Annotated in this window: 12 protein-coding genes; 10 read left to right on the top strand and 2 right to left on the bottom strand. The window is 71.0% G+C overall.

Features of this window, described 5'->3' with window-relative positions; all coding sequences use genetic code 11:
• Nucleotides 1-288: 288 nt before the first annotated feature.
• The 5 genes from ACIRR8_RS26815 to ACIRR8_RS26835 all read left to right on the top strand — a co-directional run bounded on the left by ACIRR8_RS26815 (nt 289) and on the right by ACIRR8_RS26835 (nt 8418).
• The gene (locus ACIRR8_RS26815; protein ID WP_404069556.1) at nt 289-1692 is read left to right on the top strand and encodes a diaminobutyrate--2-oxoglutarate transaminase family protein; all 1404 of its coding nucleotides are present in this window, start codon (nt 289-291) and stop codon (nt 1690-1692) included.
• Nucleotides 1693-1720: 28 nt separating this feature from the next.
• The gene (locus ACIRR8_RS26820; protein WP_404069558.1) at nt 1721-3628 is read left to right on the top strand and encodes an IucA/IucC family protein; all 1908 of its coding nucleotides are present in this window, start codon (nt 1721-1723) and stop codon (nt 3626-3628) included.
• 69 nt (nt 3629-3697) lie between these two features.
• Nucleotides 3698-4447, top strand: coding sequence for a GNAT family N-acetyltransferase (locus tag ACIRR8_RS26825; protein ID WP_404069560.1), 750 nt, complete (start codon nt 3698-3700; stop codon nt 4445-4447).
• A 60-nt stretch (nt 4448-4507) separates the two neighbouring features.
• Nucleotides 4508-6409, top strand: a complete 1902-nt coding sequence (locus ACIRR8_RS26830; protein WP_404069562.1) for an IucA/IucC family protein — start codon at nt 4508-4510, stop codon at nt 6407-6409.
• A 38-nt stretch (nt 6410-6447) separates the two neighbouring features.
• Nucleotides 6448-8418: an ATP-dependent DNA helicase gene (locus tag ACIRR8_RS26835; protein WP_404069564.1), complete on the top strand. Its 1971-nt coding sequence runs from the start codon at nt 6448-6450 to the stop codon at nt 8416-8418.
• An 81-nt stretch (nt 8419-8499) separates the two neighbouring features.
• Here the strand turns inward: ACIRR8_RS26835 and lexA are convergent, their stop codons facing one another.
• Nucleotides 8500-9297, bottom strand: a complete 798-nt coding sequence (gene lexA / locus ACIRR8_RS26840) for a transcriptional repressor LexA (protein WP_026242273.1) — start codon at nt 9295-9297, stop codon at nt 8500-8502.
• Between the two features lie 482 nt (nt 9298-9779).
• Here lexA and nrdR point away from each other — a divergent pair, with 482 nt between their 5' ends.
• Complete coding sequence (gene nrdR / locus ACIRR8_RS26845) at nt 9780-10292, top strand: transcriptional regulator NrdR (protein ID WP_404069566.1); 513 nt, start codon at nt 9780-9782, stop codon at nt 10290-10292.
• 165 nt (nt 10293-10457) lie between these two features.
• Nucleotides 10458-13352, top strand: a complete 2895-nt coding sequence (locus ACIRR8_RS26850) for a vitamin B12-dependent ribonucleotide reductase (protein ID WP_404069568.1) — start codon at nt 10458-10460, stop codon at nt 13350-13352.
• 98 nt (nt 13353-13450) lie between these two features.
• On the opposite strand, the gene ACIRR8_RS26855 is transcribed toward ACIRR8_RS26850, so the two are convergent.
• Complete coding sequence (locus ACIRR8_RS26855) at nt 13451-13987, bottom strand: TerD family protein (protein ID WP_404069570.1); 537 nt, start codon at nt 13985-13987, stop codon at nt 13451-13453.
• Nucleotides 13988-14172: 185 nt separating this feature from the next.
• Between ACIRR8_RS26855 and ACIRR8_RS26860 the strand changes: the two genes are divergently transcribed.
• The 3 genes from ACIRR8_RS26860 to ACIRR8_RS26870 all read left to right on the top strand — a co-directional run bounded on the left by ACIRR8_RS26860 (nt 14173) and on the right by ACIRR8_RS26870 (nt 16489).
• Nucleotides 14173-14778: a YdbC family protein gene (locus ACIRR8_RS26860; protein ID WP_404069572.1), complete on the top strand. Its 606-nt coding sequence runs from the start codon at nt 14173-14175 to the stop codon at nt 14776-14778.
• 130 nt (nt 14779-14908) lie between these two features.
• Nucleotides 14909-15568 carry a histidine phosphatase family protein gene (locus ACIRR8_RS26865; protein ID WP_404069574.1) on the top strand — a complete coding sequence of 220 codons (660 nt, stop codon included), beginning with the start codon at nt 14909-14911 and terminating at the stop codon, nt 15566-15568.
• Nucleotides 15569-15580: 12 nt separating this feature from the next.
• On the top strand, nt 15581-16489 hold the full coding sequence (locus ACIRR8_RS26870; RefSeq protein WP_404069576.1) for an ADP-ribosylglycohydrolase family protein: 909 nt from the start codon (nt 15581-15583) through the stop codon (nt 16487-16489).
• The last annotated feature ends 223 nt before the right edge of the window (nt 16490-16712 follow it).

Below are 16712 nucleotides of genomic sequence, written 5' to 3' on the forward strand. Positions count from 1 at the left end.
GGACTTCGTCACTCGGTACTCCGTGCTGCATTTCGGACACTTCGGGGCCGTGGAGCAAGTGTTTCCGGCCTTCTGCGCGGCCCCCACTATGCCGGTGCCGATGGGGACGGTAGGCGGCAGGTCCACGGTTCCGTCCCCGCAAGGATGTTCCGATTTACCCGTGATCCCTTGCGGTCGGCGTCGTTGGTACGTACGGGGGACACCAGGACAGCGTTCACCCCCGCACTCCGTCCGCGCCAAAACGTACCGACGTGCAACGCAACTGTTACCGCAGGAGGATCAAGAGCCGTGTCCGTGACCGAACCCGCTCCGGTGGCACCGCCTCCCGCGCCCCCCGCGCACGAGGGCATCCTCCGCCGCCAGTCGCTGCGCGAATCGGCCGCCCGCACCTACGCGCGGTCCCTGCCGATCGTTCCGGTCCGGGCGCGCGGGCTCACCATCGAGGGCGCGGACGGACGGCGCTATCTGGACTGTCTGTCGGGCGCGGGCACCCTGGCGCTCGGCCACAACCACCCGGTCGTGCTCGAAGCCATCCGGAAGGTCATCGACTCCGGAGCGCCGCTCCACGTGCTCGACCTCGCCACCCCGGTCAAGGACGCCTTCACCACCGAGCTGTTCGCCACGCTGCCGCGCGAGTTCGCCCAGAGCGCGCGCATCCAGTTCTGCGGCCCCGCCGGAACGGACGCGGTCGAGGCCGCGTTCAAGCTGGTCCGCGCCGCGACCGGCCGCGACTCCCTGCTGACCTTCACCGGCGCCTACCACGGCATGACGGCCGGAGCGCTGGAAGCCTCCGGCGGCGCCCGGGACGTCCGGGTGACGCGGCTGCCCTTCCCGCAGGACTACCGCTGTCCGTTCGGCGTCGGCGGCGAGCGCGGTGCCGCCCTCGCCGCGCGGTGGACGGAGCATCTGCTCGACGACGAGAAAGGCGGGGTCCCGGCTCCCGCGGGGATGATCGTGGAGCCGGTCCAGGGCGAGGGAGGCGTCAACCCCGCGCCGGACGCCTGGCTGCGCAGGATGCGCGAGATCACCCGCGCCCGCGGTATCCCGCTCATCGCCGACGAGGTGCAGACCGGCGTCGGCAGGACCGGCGCCTTCTGGGCCGTCGAGCACAGCGGCGTCGTCCCGGACGTCATGGTCCTCTCCAAGGCAATCGGCGGCTCCCTCCCGCTCGCGGTCATCGTCTACCGCTCTGAGCTGGACCTCTGGCAGCCGGGCGCGCACGCGGGTACGTTTCGTGGCAACCAGCTCGCCATGGCGGCGGGCGCGGCCACCCTCGCGTACGTCCGGGAGAACGGGCTGGCGGAGCGGGCGGCGGCCTTGGGCGCCCGCATGCTCGACAGCCTGGGGAGACTGCGGGCGGAGCATGCGGGGATCGGCGACGTACGGGGGCGCGGACTGATGATCGGCCTGGAGCTGGTGGACCCCGAGGCCGCGCCGCTGCCGGCCGAGGCCGACGACCACACCCCGGCCCCGCCGCCGGATCCGGCCCTCGCCCGCGCCGTCCAGCAGGAGTGCCTGGACCGCGGCCTCATCGTCGAACTGGGCGGCCGGCACAGCGCCGTGATCCGCCTGCTGCCTCCGCTCACCCTCACCGACGAACAGGCGAGTGCCGTCGTCGACCGGCTGGCCGACGCGCTGGCGGCCGCGGAGCGTTCACCGCACCGCCGGGCCGCCACCGCGTCGACCAGCTGATCCCCGGAACCACACAAGGAAGACCGCCGTGAACCCCACCTCAGCGTCCGAGGCCGACGGCCCCGGAACCCCCCACCACCGAGGGCAGGACGGACCGGCCGCCCCCGGCACGGCCGAGGCGACGACGACCGTGCCCCGTCAGAAAGTCCCGCACGAAGGAGTCCCGGAGGCCTCGGACGAAGGCGGTTCGGACGCCTCGTACGGCGAAGTCCCCCGCGAACAGGACCCCTTGGACCATCCCGACCCGCTGCGGGCCGCCGACGCCGCCGGCACCGAGAGCCTCCTGCGGTGCTGGACCCGGGAGAACGACCTGCCCCGGCCCGAAGGCGACACCCTGCGCGTCGTATTCCCCGCCACCGGTACCGCCCTGCTCGTCCCCGTGCACTACTGGTCCGCCACCGGAGCCCACCGCTTCGGCGCCCCGGTCCTCGAAGGCGCCCCCGAGAAGGCCCCGCCCGCCGACGCCGTCACCGTCGCCGTCCTCATCGGCCGGGAAGCCGACCGCAACGGCTCCGCCGAACTGGTCGCCCGCGTCGCCGACTCCGTACGCCACACCGCCGGCTTCGTCGAACAGCGCCGCCGCCACCCCGCCGAACCGGCCGACACCGACCTCTTCCTCACCGCCGAACAGTCCCTCCTCCTCGGCCACCCGCTCCACCCCACCCCCAAGAGCCGCGAAGGGCTCTCGGAGGCGGAGTCCCGGCGCTACTCACCCGAGCTGCACGGCTCCTTCCCGCTCCACTGGTTCGCCGTGGACCGCTCCCTCACCGCCACCGACTCCGCCTGGACCGACGGCGGCCAGGCCTCCGCCGAGGAGCTTCTCGCCCCGCACCGCGACGGGTTGCGCCTGCCGCCCGGCACCGCCGCCCTGCCCCTGCACCCCTGGCAGGCCGCCGACCTGCTGAGCCGTCCGCAGGTCGCCGCCCTCCAGGAGACCGGCCTGCTGCACGACCTCGGCCCGCACGGCGAGCACTGGCACCCCACCTCCTCCATCCGCACCGTCCACCGGCCCGGCGCCCGCGTGATGCTCAAGCTCTCCCTCGGAGTCCGCATCACCAACTCCCGCCGCGAGAACCTCCGCAAGGAGCTGCACCGAGGCGTCGAGGTCCACCGCCTCCTGACCACCGGCCTCGCCGAGAGCTGGCAGCGCGAGCACCCCGGCTTCGACATCGTCCGCGACCCCGCCTGGCTCGCCGTCGACGACCCCGAGGGCACCCCCGTCACCGGGCTCGACGTGATGCTCCGGCAGAACCCTTTCGGCCCGGGCGACGACGCCGTCTGCATCGCCGGGCTCACCGCACAGCGGCCCCGGCCCGGTCAGCCCCTGATGCGCTCCCGGCTCGCCGAGGCCGTCGCCGCCCTGGCCACCCGGACCGGCCGCCCGGTCGCGGACATCTCCGCCGAGTGGTTCCGGCGCTACCTGGACCGCGTCGTACGCCCCGTCCTCTGGCTCGACGCGTACGCCGGCGTCGCCCTGGAAGCCCACCAGCAGAACACCCTCGTCCTGCTCGACCCGGACGGCTGGCCGGTCGGCGGCCGCTACCGCGACAACCAGGGCTACTACTTCCGCGACTCCCGCCGCGAGGAGCTGGAGCGGCGGCTCCCGGGCATCGGCACGGTCAGCGACACCTTCGTCTCCGACCCGGTCACCGATGAGCGGTTCGCCTACTACCTCGGCATCAACAACGTCATCGGCCTCATCGGCGCGTTCGGTGCCCAGCGCCTCGCCGACGAACAGGCCCTCCTCACCGTCCTGCGCCACTTCCTCACCGAGAGCGCGGAACTGGGCTCGCCCCTGCCCACGTATCTTCTCCAGAACCGCCAACTGCGGTGCAAGGCCAATCTGCTGACCCGGCTGCACGGCCTGGACGAGCTGGTCGGCCCGGTCGACACCCAGTCCGTCTACGTCTCCATCGCCAACCCGCTGCACGCCTGAGAGGGGGCCCCGGCCCCCGCTCCAGAGACCTGAGGGGCCCGGCCCCGCTCCAGAGAGGAGAGTGTCACCGTGCCTCCCGCCGACGCGTCCGCCGCATCCGACGCGGCGCCTCCGGAACCGGGCCCCGGGCCCACGGACCCGGGCGCCCCCATGGGCACTGAGGACACGCTCGACCTGAAGCTCACAGAAGAGCTTCTCGCTCTCATCGCCGAGGACCGGAGCAAGGCGGCGGGACACGACTTTGAAGGCGGGCTGCTCGGCGACCCGGCCACCTGGCCCGGAGCGGCCACCGAGGCCGGGGTGTTCCACCTGGTCCCGGTGGTCCTGGAGCGCGACCTCGCCGTCCTCAGCCGCTGGATGAACGACCCGGCCGTCGCCGCCTTCTGGGAGCTGGCCGGCCCCGAATCCGTCACCGCCGACCATCTGCGGCCGCAGCTCGCGGGGGACGGCCGCTCCGTCCCCTGCCTCGGCGTGCTCGACGGAACACCCATGAGCTACTGGGAGATCTACCGCGCCGACCTCGACCCGCTGGCCCGCCACTACCCCGCCCGCCTCCACGACACCGGCGTCCACCTCCTCATCGGGGGCGTGGGCAACCGGGGGAGGGGCGTGGGCACCACGCTGCTGCGCGCCGTCGCCGACCTCGTGCTGGACAACCTGCCGCGCTGCGGCCGGGTCGTCGCCGAGCCGGACCTCCGTAACACCCCGTCCGTATCGGCATTCCTGAGCGCCGGATTCCGCTTCTCCGCAGAGGTGGATCTCCCCGGCAAACGTGCCGCTCTCATGATCCGCGACCGAACGTACCGTGATCACCTGTGAACATCGCGCCGCACCGTCCACACCGCTCGAACCCCATCGGTCCCACCCGGAGGAGTCCCCGTGCCGACATATCCCGCGAGCCATGATGCAGTCGAGCCCCACCCCCTCCTCAGCCCGCCGGAGCTGAACCGGCAGGTCTGGGACCGGGCCGCGGCGCGGCTGCTCGCCAAGATGCTCGGCGAGTTCGCGTACGAGGAGATCATCGAGCCCGAACGCCGGCCCGGCGACGGCCGCGTGCACGCCCTCACGCTCGACGACGGCACCGAGCTCCGCTTCTCGGCCCGCCGGGGCGTCTACGGGAGCTGGCGCGTCGACCCCGACTCCATCGAGACGGCCCACCCGCCGGCGAGCCCCCTCTCCAACGGCGCCTCCTCCAGCCACGCCGCCGCCAACGGCACTCCGGACGGCACGGCCCGCCCGTTCCGCGACCCGCTGCGGTTCCTCGCCCGCGCCGGCGGCCTCCTCGGCCTCGACGGCGCCACCCTCGGCCACCTCATCCGCGAACTGACCCTCACGCTCTCCGCCGACGCCAGGCTCGACCACACCGCCCTCACCGCGGCCCAGCTCGCCGACGCCGACTACGCCGAGCTGGAGGGACACCAGACCGGCCACCCCTGGCTGGTGGCGAGCAAGGGACGGCTCGGTTTCTCCGCCGCCGACGCGGCCCGCTTCACGCCCGAGACCCGCAGCCCGCTCCAGCTGCCGTGGATCGCCGTGAGCACCCGCATCGCGCAGTACCGCGGCGTGGGCGGCCTCACCACCTCCGAGCACCTCTACGCCCAGGAGCTCGACCCCTCCGTACGCGCCTCGTTCGCCGGCGTACTGCAAGCCCGTGGGTTCGACCCGGAGAGCTACCTCTACCTGCCCGTGCACCCCTGGCAGTGGGACGAGTGGATCGTTCCGCTCTTCGCGCCCGCCATCGCCGACGGCGACATCGTGGCACTGCACACCGACGGCGACGCCCGCCTCCCGCAGCAGTCCGTCCGCACCTTCGCCAACGTGGCCCGCCCGGACCGGCACACGGTGAAGCTGCCGCTCTCCATCCTCAACACCCTGGTCTGGCGCGGCCTGCCCACCGAGCGCACCCTCGCCGCACCCGCCGTCACCGCCTGGGTCCAGGGCCTGTGCGAGGCCGACCCGTTCCTGCGCGACACCTGCCGGGTCATCCTCCTCGGCGAGGTCGCCTCCGTCGCCGTGGAACACCCGCTCTACGACCACCTCCCCGAAGCCCCGTACCAGTACAAGGAACTCCTCGGCGCGATCTGGCGGGAGCCCCTGCCGCCCCGCCTCGCCCCGGGCGAACGCGCCCGCACGCTCGCCTCCCTCCTCCATACGGATCCGGCGGGCCGCGCGTTCACCGCCGAACTCGTCGAGCGCTCAGGCCTGGCTCCGGCGGCCTGGCTCACCCGCCTCTTCGCCGCCCTGCTGCCTCCGCTCCTGCACTTCCTCTACCGGTACGGCACGGTCTTCTCGCCGCACGGCGAGAACGCCATCGTCGTCTTCGACGAGAACGACGTGCCCGTACGCCTCGCGATCAAGGACTTCGTCGACGACGTCAACATCAGCGCCCACCCGCTGCCGGAGCACGACACCATGCCCGACGAGGTGCGCGCGGTCCTCCTCACCGAGGCGCCGTCCTTCCTCACCCAGTTCATCCACTCCGGCCTCTTCGTCGGCGTCTTCCGCTACCTCTCCCCGCTCTGCGAGGAGCAGCTCGGCGTGAGCGAGGACGAGTTCTGGTCACTCGTCCGGGCGGAGATCGCCCGCCACCACGCCCGCTTCCCGGAGCTCAAGGAGCGGTACGAGCTGTTCGACATGCTCACCCCCGAGATCGAACGGCTCTGTCTCAACCGCAACCGGCTGCACGTGGACGGCTACCGCGACCGCTCCAGCCGCCCGCACGCGGCGATCCACGGCACGGTTCCCAACCCGCTGCACCCCGCTGCCCGGATCCGGGAGTGACCACCGTTGTCAGTGGTGCGCCGTAGGGTGGTCGGGCTATGACGAAGCCATCCCTCCCCGAGCTCCTGCACGCCGCCGTCACCGCCGTCGGCGGTACGGAGCGCCCCGGCCAGGCCGCCATGGCCGAGGCCGTCGCCGAGGCGGTCGACGACCAATCCCACCTGCTCGTCCAGGCGGGCACCGGCACCGGCAAGTCCCTCGGCTATCTGGTGCCCGCGCTGGCGCACGGGGAGCGGGTCGTCGTGGCCACGGCCACCCTCGCCCTCCAGCGCCAGCTGGTCGAGCGGGACCTGCCGCGCACGGTGGAGGCGCTGCACCCGCTGCTGCGCCGCCGCCCGCAGTACGCGATGCTCAAGGGCCGCTCCAACTACCTCTGCCTGCACCGGCTCCACGAAGGGGTCCCGCAGGACGAGGAGGAGGGGCTGTTCGACCAGTTCGAGGCGGCGGCGCCCGCCAGCAAGCTCGGCCAGGACCTGCTGCGGCTGCGGGACTGGTCCGACGACACGGAGACCGGCGACCGGGACGACCTCACGCCGGGCGTCTCGGACCGGGCCTGGGCGCAGGTCTCGGTCTCCTCGCGCGAGTGCCTCGGTGCGACGAAGTGTGCGTACGGAGCGGAGTGCTTCGCCGAAGCGGCCCGGGAGCGCGCCAAGCTCGCCGATGTGGTCGTCACCAACCACGCGCTGCTCGCGATCGACGCCATCGAAGGCGCTCCGGTGCTGCCGTCGCACGAGGTGCTGATCGTGGACGAGGCGCACGAGCTGGTCTCCCGGGTGACCGGGGTGGCCACCGGCGAGCTGACTCCGGCCCAGGTCAACCGGGCGGTCCGCCGGGCGGCCAAGCTGGTCAACGAGAAGGCCGCCGACGCGCTCCAGACCGCCGCCGAGGGGTTCGAGCGGGTGATGGAGCTGGCGCTGCCGGGGCGTCTCGAAGAGGTGCCCGAGGACCTCGGGTACGCGCTGATGGCGCTGCGCGACGCGGCTCGCACGGTCATCTCCGCGATCGGTGCCACCCGCGACAAGTCCGTCCAGGACGAGGACGCCGTACGGAAGCAGGCCCTGGCCTCGGTCGAGTCGATCCACGGGGTCGCCGAGCGGATCACTCAGGGCTCGGAGTACGACGTCGTCTGGTACGAGCAGCACGACCGGTTCGGCGCCTCCGTGCGGGTGGCCCCGCTCTCGGTCTCCGGGCTGCTGCGCGAGAAGCTCTTCACCGAGCGCTCGGTGGTCCTGACCTCGGCCACGCTGAAGCTCGGCGGCGACTTCAACGGCGTCGGCGCGTCCCTGGGGCTCGCTCCCGAGGGCATGGCGGGCGACGACATCCCGTCGTGGAAGGGGCTGGACGTCGGCTCTCCGTTCGACTATCCGAAGCAGGGCATCCTCTATGTCGCCCGCCATCTGAACACTCCCGGCCGCGAAGGTTCGCGTACGGACATGCTGGACGAGCTCGCGGAGCTGGTGGAGGCGGCGGGCGGCCGCACGCTGGGGCTGTTCTCCTCCATGCGCGGGGCCAAGGCGGCCGCCGAGGAGCTGCGCGGACGGCTGGACAAGCCGATCCTGCTCCAGGGCGAGGAGACCCTCGGCGAACTGATCAAGAACTTCGCCGCCGACCCGGAGACCTGCCTGTTCGGCACGCTCTCGCTCTGGCAGGGCGTGGATGTGCCGGGGCCGAGCTGTCAGCTGGTGGTCATGGACCGGATCCCGTTCCCCCGGCCCGACGACCCGCTGATGAGCGCCCGCCAGAAGGCGGTGGAGGAGGCCGGCGGCAACGGGTTCATGGCGGTGGCCGCCACGCACTCCGCACTGCTGATGGCCCAGGGCGCGGGCCGCCTCGTCCGGGCCACGGGCGACAAGGGCGTCGTCGCCGTGCTGGACCCGCGCCTCGCCAACGCGCGGTACGGCAGCTATCTGCGCGCCTCCATGCCCGACTTCTGGTACACGACGGACCGCAACCAGGCGCGCCGCTCACTCGCCGCGATCGACGCCCTGGCCAAGGCGGACGGCAAATAAGGGAAACAGAAAGGCCCCGGGATCGCCGTGTAGCGTCCCGGGGCCTTTCTCGTATCCGCCAGGTCGGCCGACCGGTGCTCTTCACACCCGCCGCAGCACCGCCACCACCTTGCCGAGGATCGTCGCCTCGTCACCGGGGATCGGCTGGTACGCGGCGTTGTGCGGCAGCAGCCACACATGGCCGTCCTCGCGGCGGAAGCGCTTGACCGTCGCCTCGCCGTCCAGCATCGCGGCGACGATGTCTCCGTTCTCCGCGACGGGCTGGCGGCGCACGGTGACCCAGTCGCCGTCACAGATCGCGGCCTCGATCATCGAGTCGCCGACGACCTTCAGGACGAACAGCTCACCGTCACCGACGAGCTGGCGCGGCAGCGGGAAGACATCCTCGACCGACTCCTCCGCGAGGATCGGCCCACCGGCGGCGATCCGGCCCACCAGCGGGACGTACGACGCGGCGGGCTTCCCCGTGGTGTCGGTCGGCTGGGTGCTCGGCTGGTCCGAGCCGCGCACCTCGTAGGCGCGGGGCCGGTGCGGGTCCCGACGGAGGAACCCCTTGCGCTCCAGGGCCATCAGCTGATGGGCGACGGACGACGTGCTGGACAGGCCCACCGCCTGACCGATCTCCCGCATGGACGGCGGGTAACCCCGGCGCTGCACGGAGTCGCGGATGACCTCGATGACCCGTCGCTGCCGGTCCGTGAGTCCCGAGCTGTCCGCCCTGATCCCTGGCGGCCTCCCGGGCAAGGAGCGCCCGGGGCGCGCGGGCTCGGGCCCGTCCGTGTTCGTGACTGAGTCATTCATGGCATGCACCGGCTCAAGTCGGCTCTGGGAGCGGTGGTCCCGGGCGGTGATGGTGGCACTGTCTGCGGTCGTGGTCACGTCGGCCCCTCTCGAATGTTCTCCCTAGCTGGACAACGGTAGTAGCTTTCGAAAGGTTGCGCCAAACACACGTTCGAGTGAAAAACGAATAAATGGCTGCCGCGATGCTGCCTGCAGGTGTATGAGCACGGAGCGGGCGGTGCGTACGAGGCTCGAACGGGGTCCGGCTGCGGCCCCCGGCCAGTCTTTCATCCCGGGTCCCCGCTCCCGGCCCCGGAGGTTCGCGGACCGCGCCGTTCCCGTACCCTCTCCTCTGGCCCGCGCTCCCTCCGCGGACATCGCCCGGGGCGCGACACGCGGTAGGGCTGAAATCGCGACCCAACCCTAGATCTAGTGGTTGGATCGTCCCGGCCGCCCAGAAGTTGTGGTCCTGGGTTCATTCGGGCCAGGGCCATCGCCTATGCTGGGGACTGCCTCCGAGGAGCCCGCAAGGGCGTGCCGGAGAGGCTATTCCGTTGCGCTGTGAAGGAGGGTTGGGAGCCATGCACTGCCCCTTCTGCAGGCACCCCGACAGCCGGGTCGTCGACAGTCGCACCACCGACGACGGGACGTCGATCCGTCGCCGCCGCCAGTGCCCCGACTGCTCCCGCCGCTTCACCACGGTGGAGACGTGCTCGCTGATGGTGGTCAAGCGCAGCGGCGTGACCGAACCCTTCAGCCGTACCAAGGTCATCTCCGGCGTCCGCAAGGCATGCCAGGGGCGGCCCGTCACGGAGGACGCCCTCGCCAAACTCGGCCAGCGGGTCGAAGAGGCGGTGCGTGCCACCGGCAGCGCCGAGCTGACCACCCACGACGTGGGTCTGGCCATTCTCGGCCCCTTGCAGGAACTCGACCTCGTCGCGTACCTGCGCTTCGCGTCCGTCTACCGGGCGTTCGATTCCTTGGAAGACTTCGAGGCCGCCATCGTGGAATTGCGTGCGCAGCGGCCCTCCGCGGAGGACCCCGGGAGCGGCGAGACCCTTGAGGTCCCCGCACCCGCCATCGCCGCCGACTGAGCGGCACCTGCCCGTCACCGTCCGGACTCACGTCCGCCGGCCGGTGACCGGGCGCTTCAGGACCTGTTCCCGTGGCCGAGCGCGGCCCGTGGGACAACGGACACACACTGTGCCTGGGAAGAACTGGGCACTTCAGGGCGTTTTTGCCCACATATGGGAGGCGGCATGACAGAGACGGCGAGCGGCCCGGCACGAGGTTCCCGCACCAAGGGCACCAAGGCGAGCAAGGGTCTGCGTATCGAGCGCATCCACACCACCCCCGGCGTGCATCCGTACGACGAGGTGGCATGGGAGCGCCGTGACGTCGTCATGACCAATTGGCGCGACGGCTCGATCAACTTCGAGCAGCGTGGCGTCGAGTTCCCCGACTTCTGGTCGGTGAACGCGGTCAACATCGTCACCAGCAAGTACTTCCGCGGTGCGGTCGGCACGCCGCAGCGCGAGACCGGTCTCAAGCAGCTGATCGACCGGATCGTGAAGACGTATCGGAAGTCCGGCGAGGAGAACGCCTACTTCGCCTCTCCCGCGGACGCCGAGATCTTCGAGCACGAGCTGGCGTACGCCCTCCTGCACCAGGTCTTCAGCTTCAACTCCCCGGTCTGGTTCAACGTCGGAACGCCCCAGCCGCAGCAGGTCTCCGCCTGCTTCATCCTGGCCGTCGACGACTCCATGGAGTCGATCCTCGACTGGTACAAGGAAGAGGGCATGATCTTCAAGGGCGGCTCCGGCGCCGGCCTGAACCTCTCCCGTATCCGCTCCTCCAAGGAACTGCTCTCCTCCGGCGGCAACGCCTCCGGCCCGGTCTCCTTCATGCGCGGTGCCGACGCCTCCGCCGGAACCATCAAGTCCGGCGGCGCCACCCGCCGTGCGGCCAAGATGGTCATCCTCGACGTCGACCACCCCGACATCGAGGCCTTCATCGAGACCAAGGTGAAGGAGGAGGAGAAGATCCGCGCCCTGCGTGACGCGGGCTTCGACATGGACCTGGGCGGCGACGACATCACGTCCGTCCAGTACCAGAACGCCAACAACTCGGTCCGCGTGAACGACGAGTTCATGAAGGCCGTCGAGGCGGGCTCCAAGTTCGGGCTCCGCGCCCGGATGACCGGCGACGTCATCGAAGAGGTCGAGGCCAAGTCCCTCTTCCGCAAGATGGCCGAGGCCGCCTGGGCCTGCGCCGACCCCGGAATCCAGTACGACGACACCATCAACGCCTGGCACACCTGCCCGGAGTCCGGCCGGATCAACGGCTCGAACCCGTGCAGCGAGTACATGCACCTGGACAACACCTCGTGCAACCTCGCCTCGCTCAACCTGATGAAGTTCCTCAAGGACGACGGCCTGGGCAACCAGTCCTTCGAGTCTGAGCGCTTCTCCCAGGTCGTCGAGCTGGTCATCACCGCGATGGACATCTCGATCTGCTTCGCGGACTTCCCGACGCAGAAGATCGGCGAGAACACCCGCGCCTACCGTCAGCTGGGCATCGGTTACGCCAACCTCGGCGCCCTCCTGATGGCGACCGGCCACGCGTACGACAGCGACGGCGGCCGCGCCCTGGCCGGTGCCATCACCTCGCTGATGACCAGCACCTCCTACAAGCGCTCCGCCGAGCTGGCCGCGGTCGTCGGCCCGTACGACGGCTACGCCCGCAACGCCGAGCCGCACCAGCGCGTCATGAAGCAGCACGCCGACGCCAACGCCAAGGCGATCCACGTCGACGACCTGGATTCGCCCGTCTGGGCCGCCGCGACGGAGGCCTGGCAGGACGTGATCCGTCTCGGAGCGAAGAACGGCTTCCGCAACGCGCAGGCCTCGGTCATCGCGCCCACCGGCACCATCGGTCTCGCGATGTCCTGCGACACCACCGGCCTGGAGCCCGACCTCGCCCTGGTCAAGTTCAAGAAGCTGGTCGGCGGCGGCTCGATGCAGATCGTCAACGGCACGGTCCCGCAGGCCCTGCGCCGCATGGGCTACCAGCCGGAGCAGATCGAGGCGATCGTCGCCCACATCGCCGAGAACGGCAACGTGATCGACGCGCCGGGCCTGAAGACCGAGCACTACGAGGTCTTCGACTGCGCGATGGGCGAGCGCTCCATCTCCGCCATGGGCCACGTCCGGATGATGGCGGCCATCCAGCCGTGGATCTCCGGCGCGCTCTCCAAGACCGTCAACCTGCCCGAGACGGCCACCGTCGAGGACGTCGAAGAGGTCTACTTCGAGGCCTGGAAGCTGGGCGTCAAGGCGCTCGCGATCTACCGCGACAACTGCAAGGTCGGCCAGCCCCTCTCCGCCAAGACCAAGGAGAAGGAGAAGGAAGAGGTCACCGCGAAGGCCGAGGAGACCATCCGTACGGCGGTCGAGAAGGTCGTCGAGTACCGCCCGGTCCGCAAGCGCCTCCCCAAGGGCCGTCCCGGCATCACCACCTCCTTCACGGTGGGCGGCGCCGAGGGCTACATGACCGCCAACTCCTACCCGGACGACGGTCTCGGCGAGGTCTTCCTGAAGATGTCCAAGCAGGGCTCGACCCTCGCGGGCATGATGGACGCCTTCTCGATCGCCGTCTCGGTCGGTCTGCAGTACGGCGTCCCGCTGGAGACGTACGTCTCGAAGTTCACGAACATGCGCTTCGAGCCGGCCGGTATGACGGACGACCCGGACGTGCGGATGGCGCAGTCGATCGTCGACTACATCTTCCGCCGCCTGGCGCTCGACTTCCTGCCCTTCGAGACCCGCTCCGCCCTCGGCATCCACTCCGCCGAGGAGCGTCAGCGCCACCTCGACACCGGTTCGTACGAGGCGTCCTTCGAGGCGGACGGCGTGGACTCCGAGAGCCTCGCCCAGTCGGCCCCGGTCCAGCCCGAGCTGAAGGCGGTGGCGGCTCCCCGCGAGTCCGCCGAGAAGCCCGCTCCGGCGACGGCGCACACCTCGGCCGAGCTGGTCGAGATGCAGCTCGGCATCAGCGCGGACGCCCCGCTCTGCTTCTCCTGCGGTACGAAGATGCAGCGCGCCGGCTCCTGCTACATCTGCGAGGGCTGCGGCTCGACCAGCGGCTGCAGCTGACATCCGGCTGAGCGGTAGCTGACAGAAGGGGACCGGCCCGAGGCCGGTCCCCTTCGTCACGCACTCACGCGGGGTTGGCCGGAACTCGCCGATGCGGTTCAGGCTCCGGTGTCGCGGTTCCCCATCACCGCGGCGAACGCGTCGGGATCGGCGTCGAAGCCGCGGACGTCCGGGCGGAACACCCACGGTCCCGAACCGGTACGGGAGAACTCCGCGACCACCGCCGCCGTGGACGGGGCGACGCCCGTGAAGTCGTCCTCCAGCAGGTTCGTGTAGCCCTCCCGGATCTGCACCGCGGTGGAGCCGACCTCGCCGAAGGTCTTGCGCCCCTCGCGCTGCTGGATGGCGACGCCGACGACCACCCGCCCGTACCGGTCCGCCAGCCGGCCCAGCTCGATCGTCATGACCTCGTCGAAGCCGAACCCCTGGCCCGTCCTGCTGTCCCGGTTCAGCGTGATGGTGCCGTCCGGCGAGCGGCTGTCGAAGTGCACCAGGTACGCGGGGCCGCCGTACGGCGCGTCCGCCGGATAGGTCGCCGCGATGATGTCCAGGTCGACGTCCGGTTCACCGTGCGGGCTGGGATCCCATTTGATCCGTACTTCGACCTTCTCGATGTCCTTGTTGGGAGTGCTCACCGGACTTCCCCTCCTGGCCGACGGTCCCTGGACCGTTCTCATCATCCGATTCACCCGATCATGTACGGAACGGGCCGCGCCGCCAACTGCCCCTGCGGCGGACGACGGAATCGGGCCATGCGCCGGGGGACGGGCCTCGCGGGCGACCGTGACCCCGGCCACGTTCCGCCCCGTACGATGGCGCGGTGCTGGTGAAGTGGATTCGCTGTTCCGTGGTGGACCGTCATGGTTTCGAGCGGGGACAGCGGAAGTGGGCGGGGCTGCTCGGCGAGCCGGGGTTCAGAGGGCAGAGCGGCGGGTGGAGCCGAACACGCCCCGATGTCGCCCATGTCTTCGCGTTCTGGGAGAACCGCGTCTTCTACGACTCGTTCATGGCCCGCGGACACGAAGGCCCGGCGACCGGGCAGGCGGGCACCTTCCGTGACATGCAGGTCATGCTCTTCGAGCGCCGCTTCGATGTGAAGACCGGTTTCGAGCCCCACTTCGCGGAGGCGGACGTCGTCCGGGTCGCGCACAGCAGCGTCCACGAGGACCGGGCCGAGCACTTCGTGCTGATGCAGAAGCAGGTGTGGAACCCGGCGATGGCCGGTTCCCCCGGCATGGTGCGCGGGCTCTTCGGCGAGGCGCCCGGCAACGAGTTCCTCGTGCTCTCCATGTGGAAGTCGAGCGCCGAGCGCGGCAAGTACCGCGCCGACGGCGCCCAGCGGCTGGCGGCCCGCGCGCAGACCGAGACGGATGTGGCCGCGCTGACGGGGGACGTCGTGGAGCTGGAACCGTCCTGGACGGTCTGACGGCGCTCTCCACGGGGTACGCGTGATCCACAGGATCACGTGTGATCTTCGGGATCGCGCGTCATCTGCGGGGCCGCGCCTGATGCCCGCAGGGCACGCGTGATCGCCGCACACCACCTAGGGTCGGTGCATGGCACGACCGCAGCGCATAGTCCTCGTCCGTCACGGCGAGTCCGAGGGCAACGCCGACGACACGGTGTACGAGCGGGAGCCCGACCACGCGCTACGGCTCACCGCGAAGGGCCTGCGGCAGGCCGAGGAGACCGGGGCGCGGCTGCGCGAGCAGTTCGGCGACGAGCGGGTGAGCGTCTACATCTCGCCCTACCGGCGCACCCACGAGACCTTCCGTGCCTTCGGCCTCGACCCCGCACGGGTCCGGGTCCGCGAGGAGCCCCGGCTGCGGGAGCAGGACTGGGGCAACTGGCAGGACCGCGACGACGTGCGGCTCCAGAAGGCCTACCGGGACGCCTACGGCCACTTCTTCTACCGCTTCGCCCAAGGCGAGTCCGGCGCCGACGTCTACGATCGGGTCGGCGCCTTCCTGGAGAGCCTGCACCGCAGCTTCGAGGAGTCGGACCACCCCGAGAACGTCCTGCTCGTCACGCACGGCCTGACCATGCGGCTGTTCTGCATGCGCTGGTTCCACTGGTCGGTCGCCGAGTTCGAATCGCTCTCCAACCCGGGCAACGGCGAGGCGCGGACCCTGCTCCTCGGCGAGAACGGCCGTTACACCCTCGACCGGCCCTTCCAGCACTGGCGCACCCCGGAACCGTACGGCCGTACCGGATAGAGTGGCTGTGCGATGACCGTTGATTCTGCTTCCGAGCGGCGCTTCGAACGCGCCCTGGCCAGCCTGCGTGGCCTGTCCGTGGGAGACGCCCTGGGCTCCCAGTTCTTCGTCCCGGTCAACTACCCGCTGCTCAAACAGCGCCGCCTGCCGCCCGGCCTCTGGCAGTGGACCGACGACACCGAGATGGCGGCCTCGGTCGTGGCCGTGCTCGCCGCCCACGGCCGTATCGACCAGGACGCGCTCGCGCACTCCTTCGCCGAGCACCACGACTTCGACCGCGGCTACGGGCCGGCCGTGAACCGGCTGCTCCGGCTCGTACGGGAGGGTGGCGACTGGCGCGAGCTGGCCTCGGCGCTCTTCAAGGGGCAGGGGTCGTGGGGCAACGGTTCGGCCATGCGGATCGCGCCGCTCGGCGCCTGGTACGCGGACGATCCGGAGCAGGCCACCCACCAGGCCGAGATCTCCTCGTACACCACGCACCAGCACCGTGAGGCCGTCGTCGGGGCGATGGCCGTCGCGGCCGCCGCCTCGCTCGCCGCGGCCCCGGACGGTCCGCCGACGCCCGAGGCGCTGCTCGACGGCGTCATCGCGCTCGTGCCCCGCAGTGCGGTCGGCGCCGGGCTGCGCAGGGCCCGCGACATGCTCGACTACCAGGACGCCGGTACGGTCGCCGCGGTCCTCGGCAACGGCCGCCGGACCAGCGCCCACGACACCGTGCCGTTCGCCCTCTGGTCGGCGGCCAGGAACCTCGGCGACTTCCAGGCGGCCTTCTGGCTGACGGCCCAGGCGGGCGGCGACGTCGACACCACCTGCGCCATCGTCGGCGGAGTCGTCGCCGCCGGTCCGGCCGGTGCGCCGCCGGCCGACTGGCTGGCGCAGACGGAGGAACCGCCCGGCTGGCTGCTCCCGGCGCACCACTGACCGTATGGATCCGGTGGGCACCACTGACCGTACGGATCCGGTGGGCACCACTGACCGTATGGATCCGGTGGTGGGCCGACCGTCTGTCACGGTCCTGCCACAGCCCTCACTCTGAGTGTTCGCGAACACCGGTTCGGGATTAACCTTTCGCCACGCCGCCCCTGGTCGATCTTCGCCGGTCGACCTCCGCGGGTGCGCGCCGAATGAGATGCCGGGCCGACGC

Source organism: Streptomyces sp. NPDC101178 (genome assembly GCF_044767965.1).
Lineage (GTDB): Bacteria > Actinomycetota > Actinomycetes > Streptomycetales > Streptomycetaceae > Streptomyces.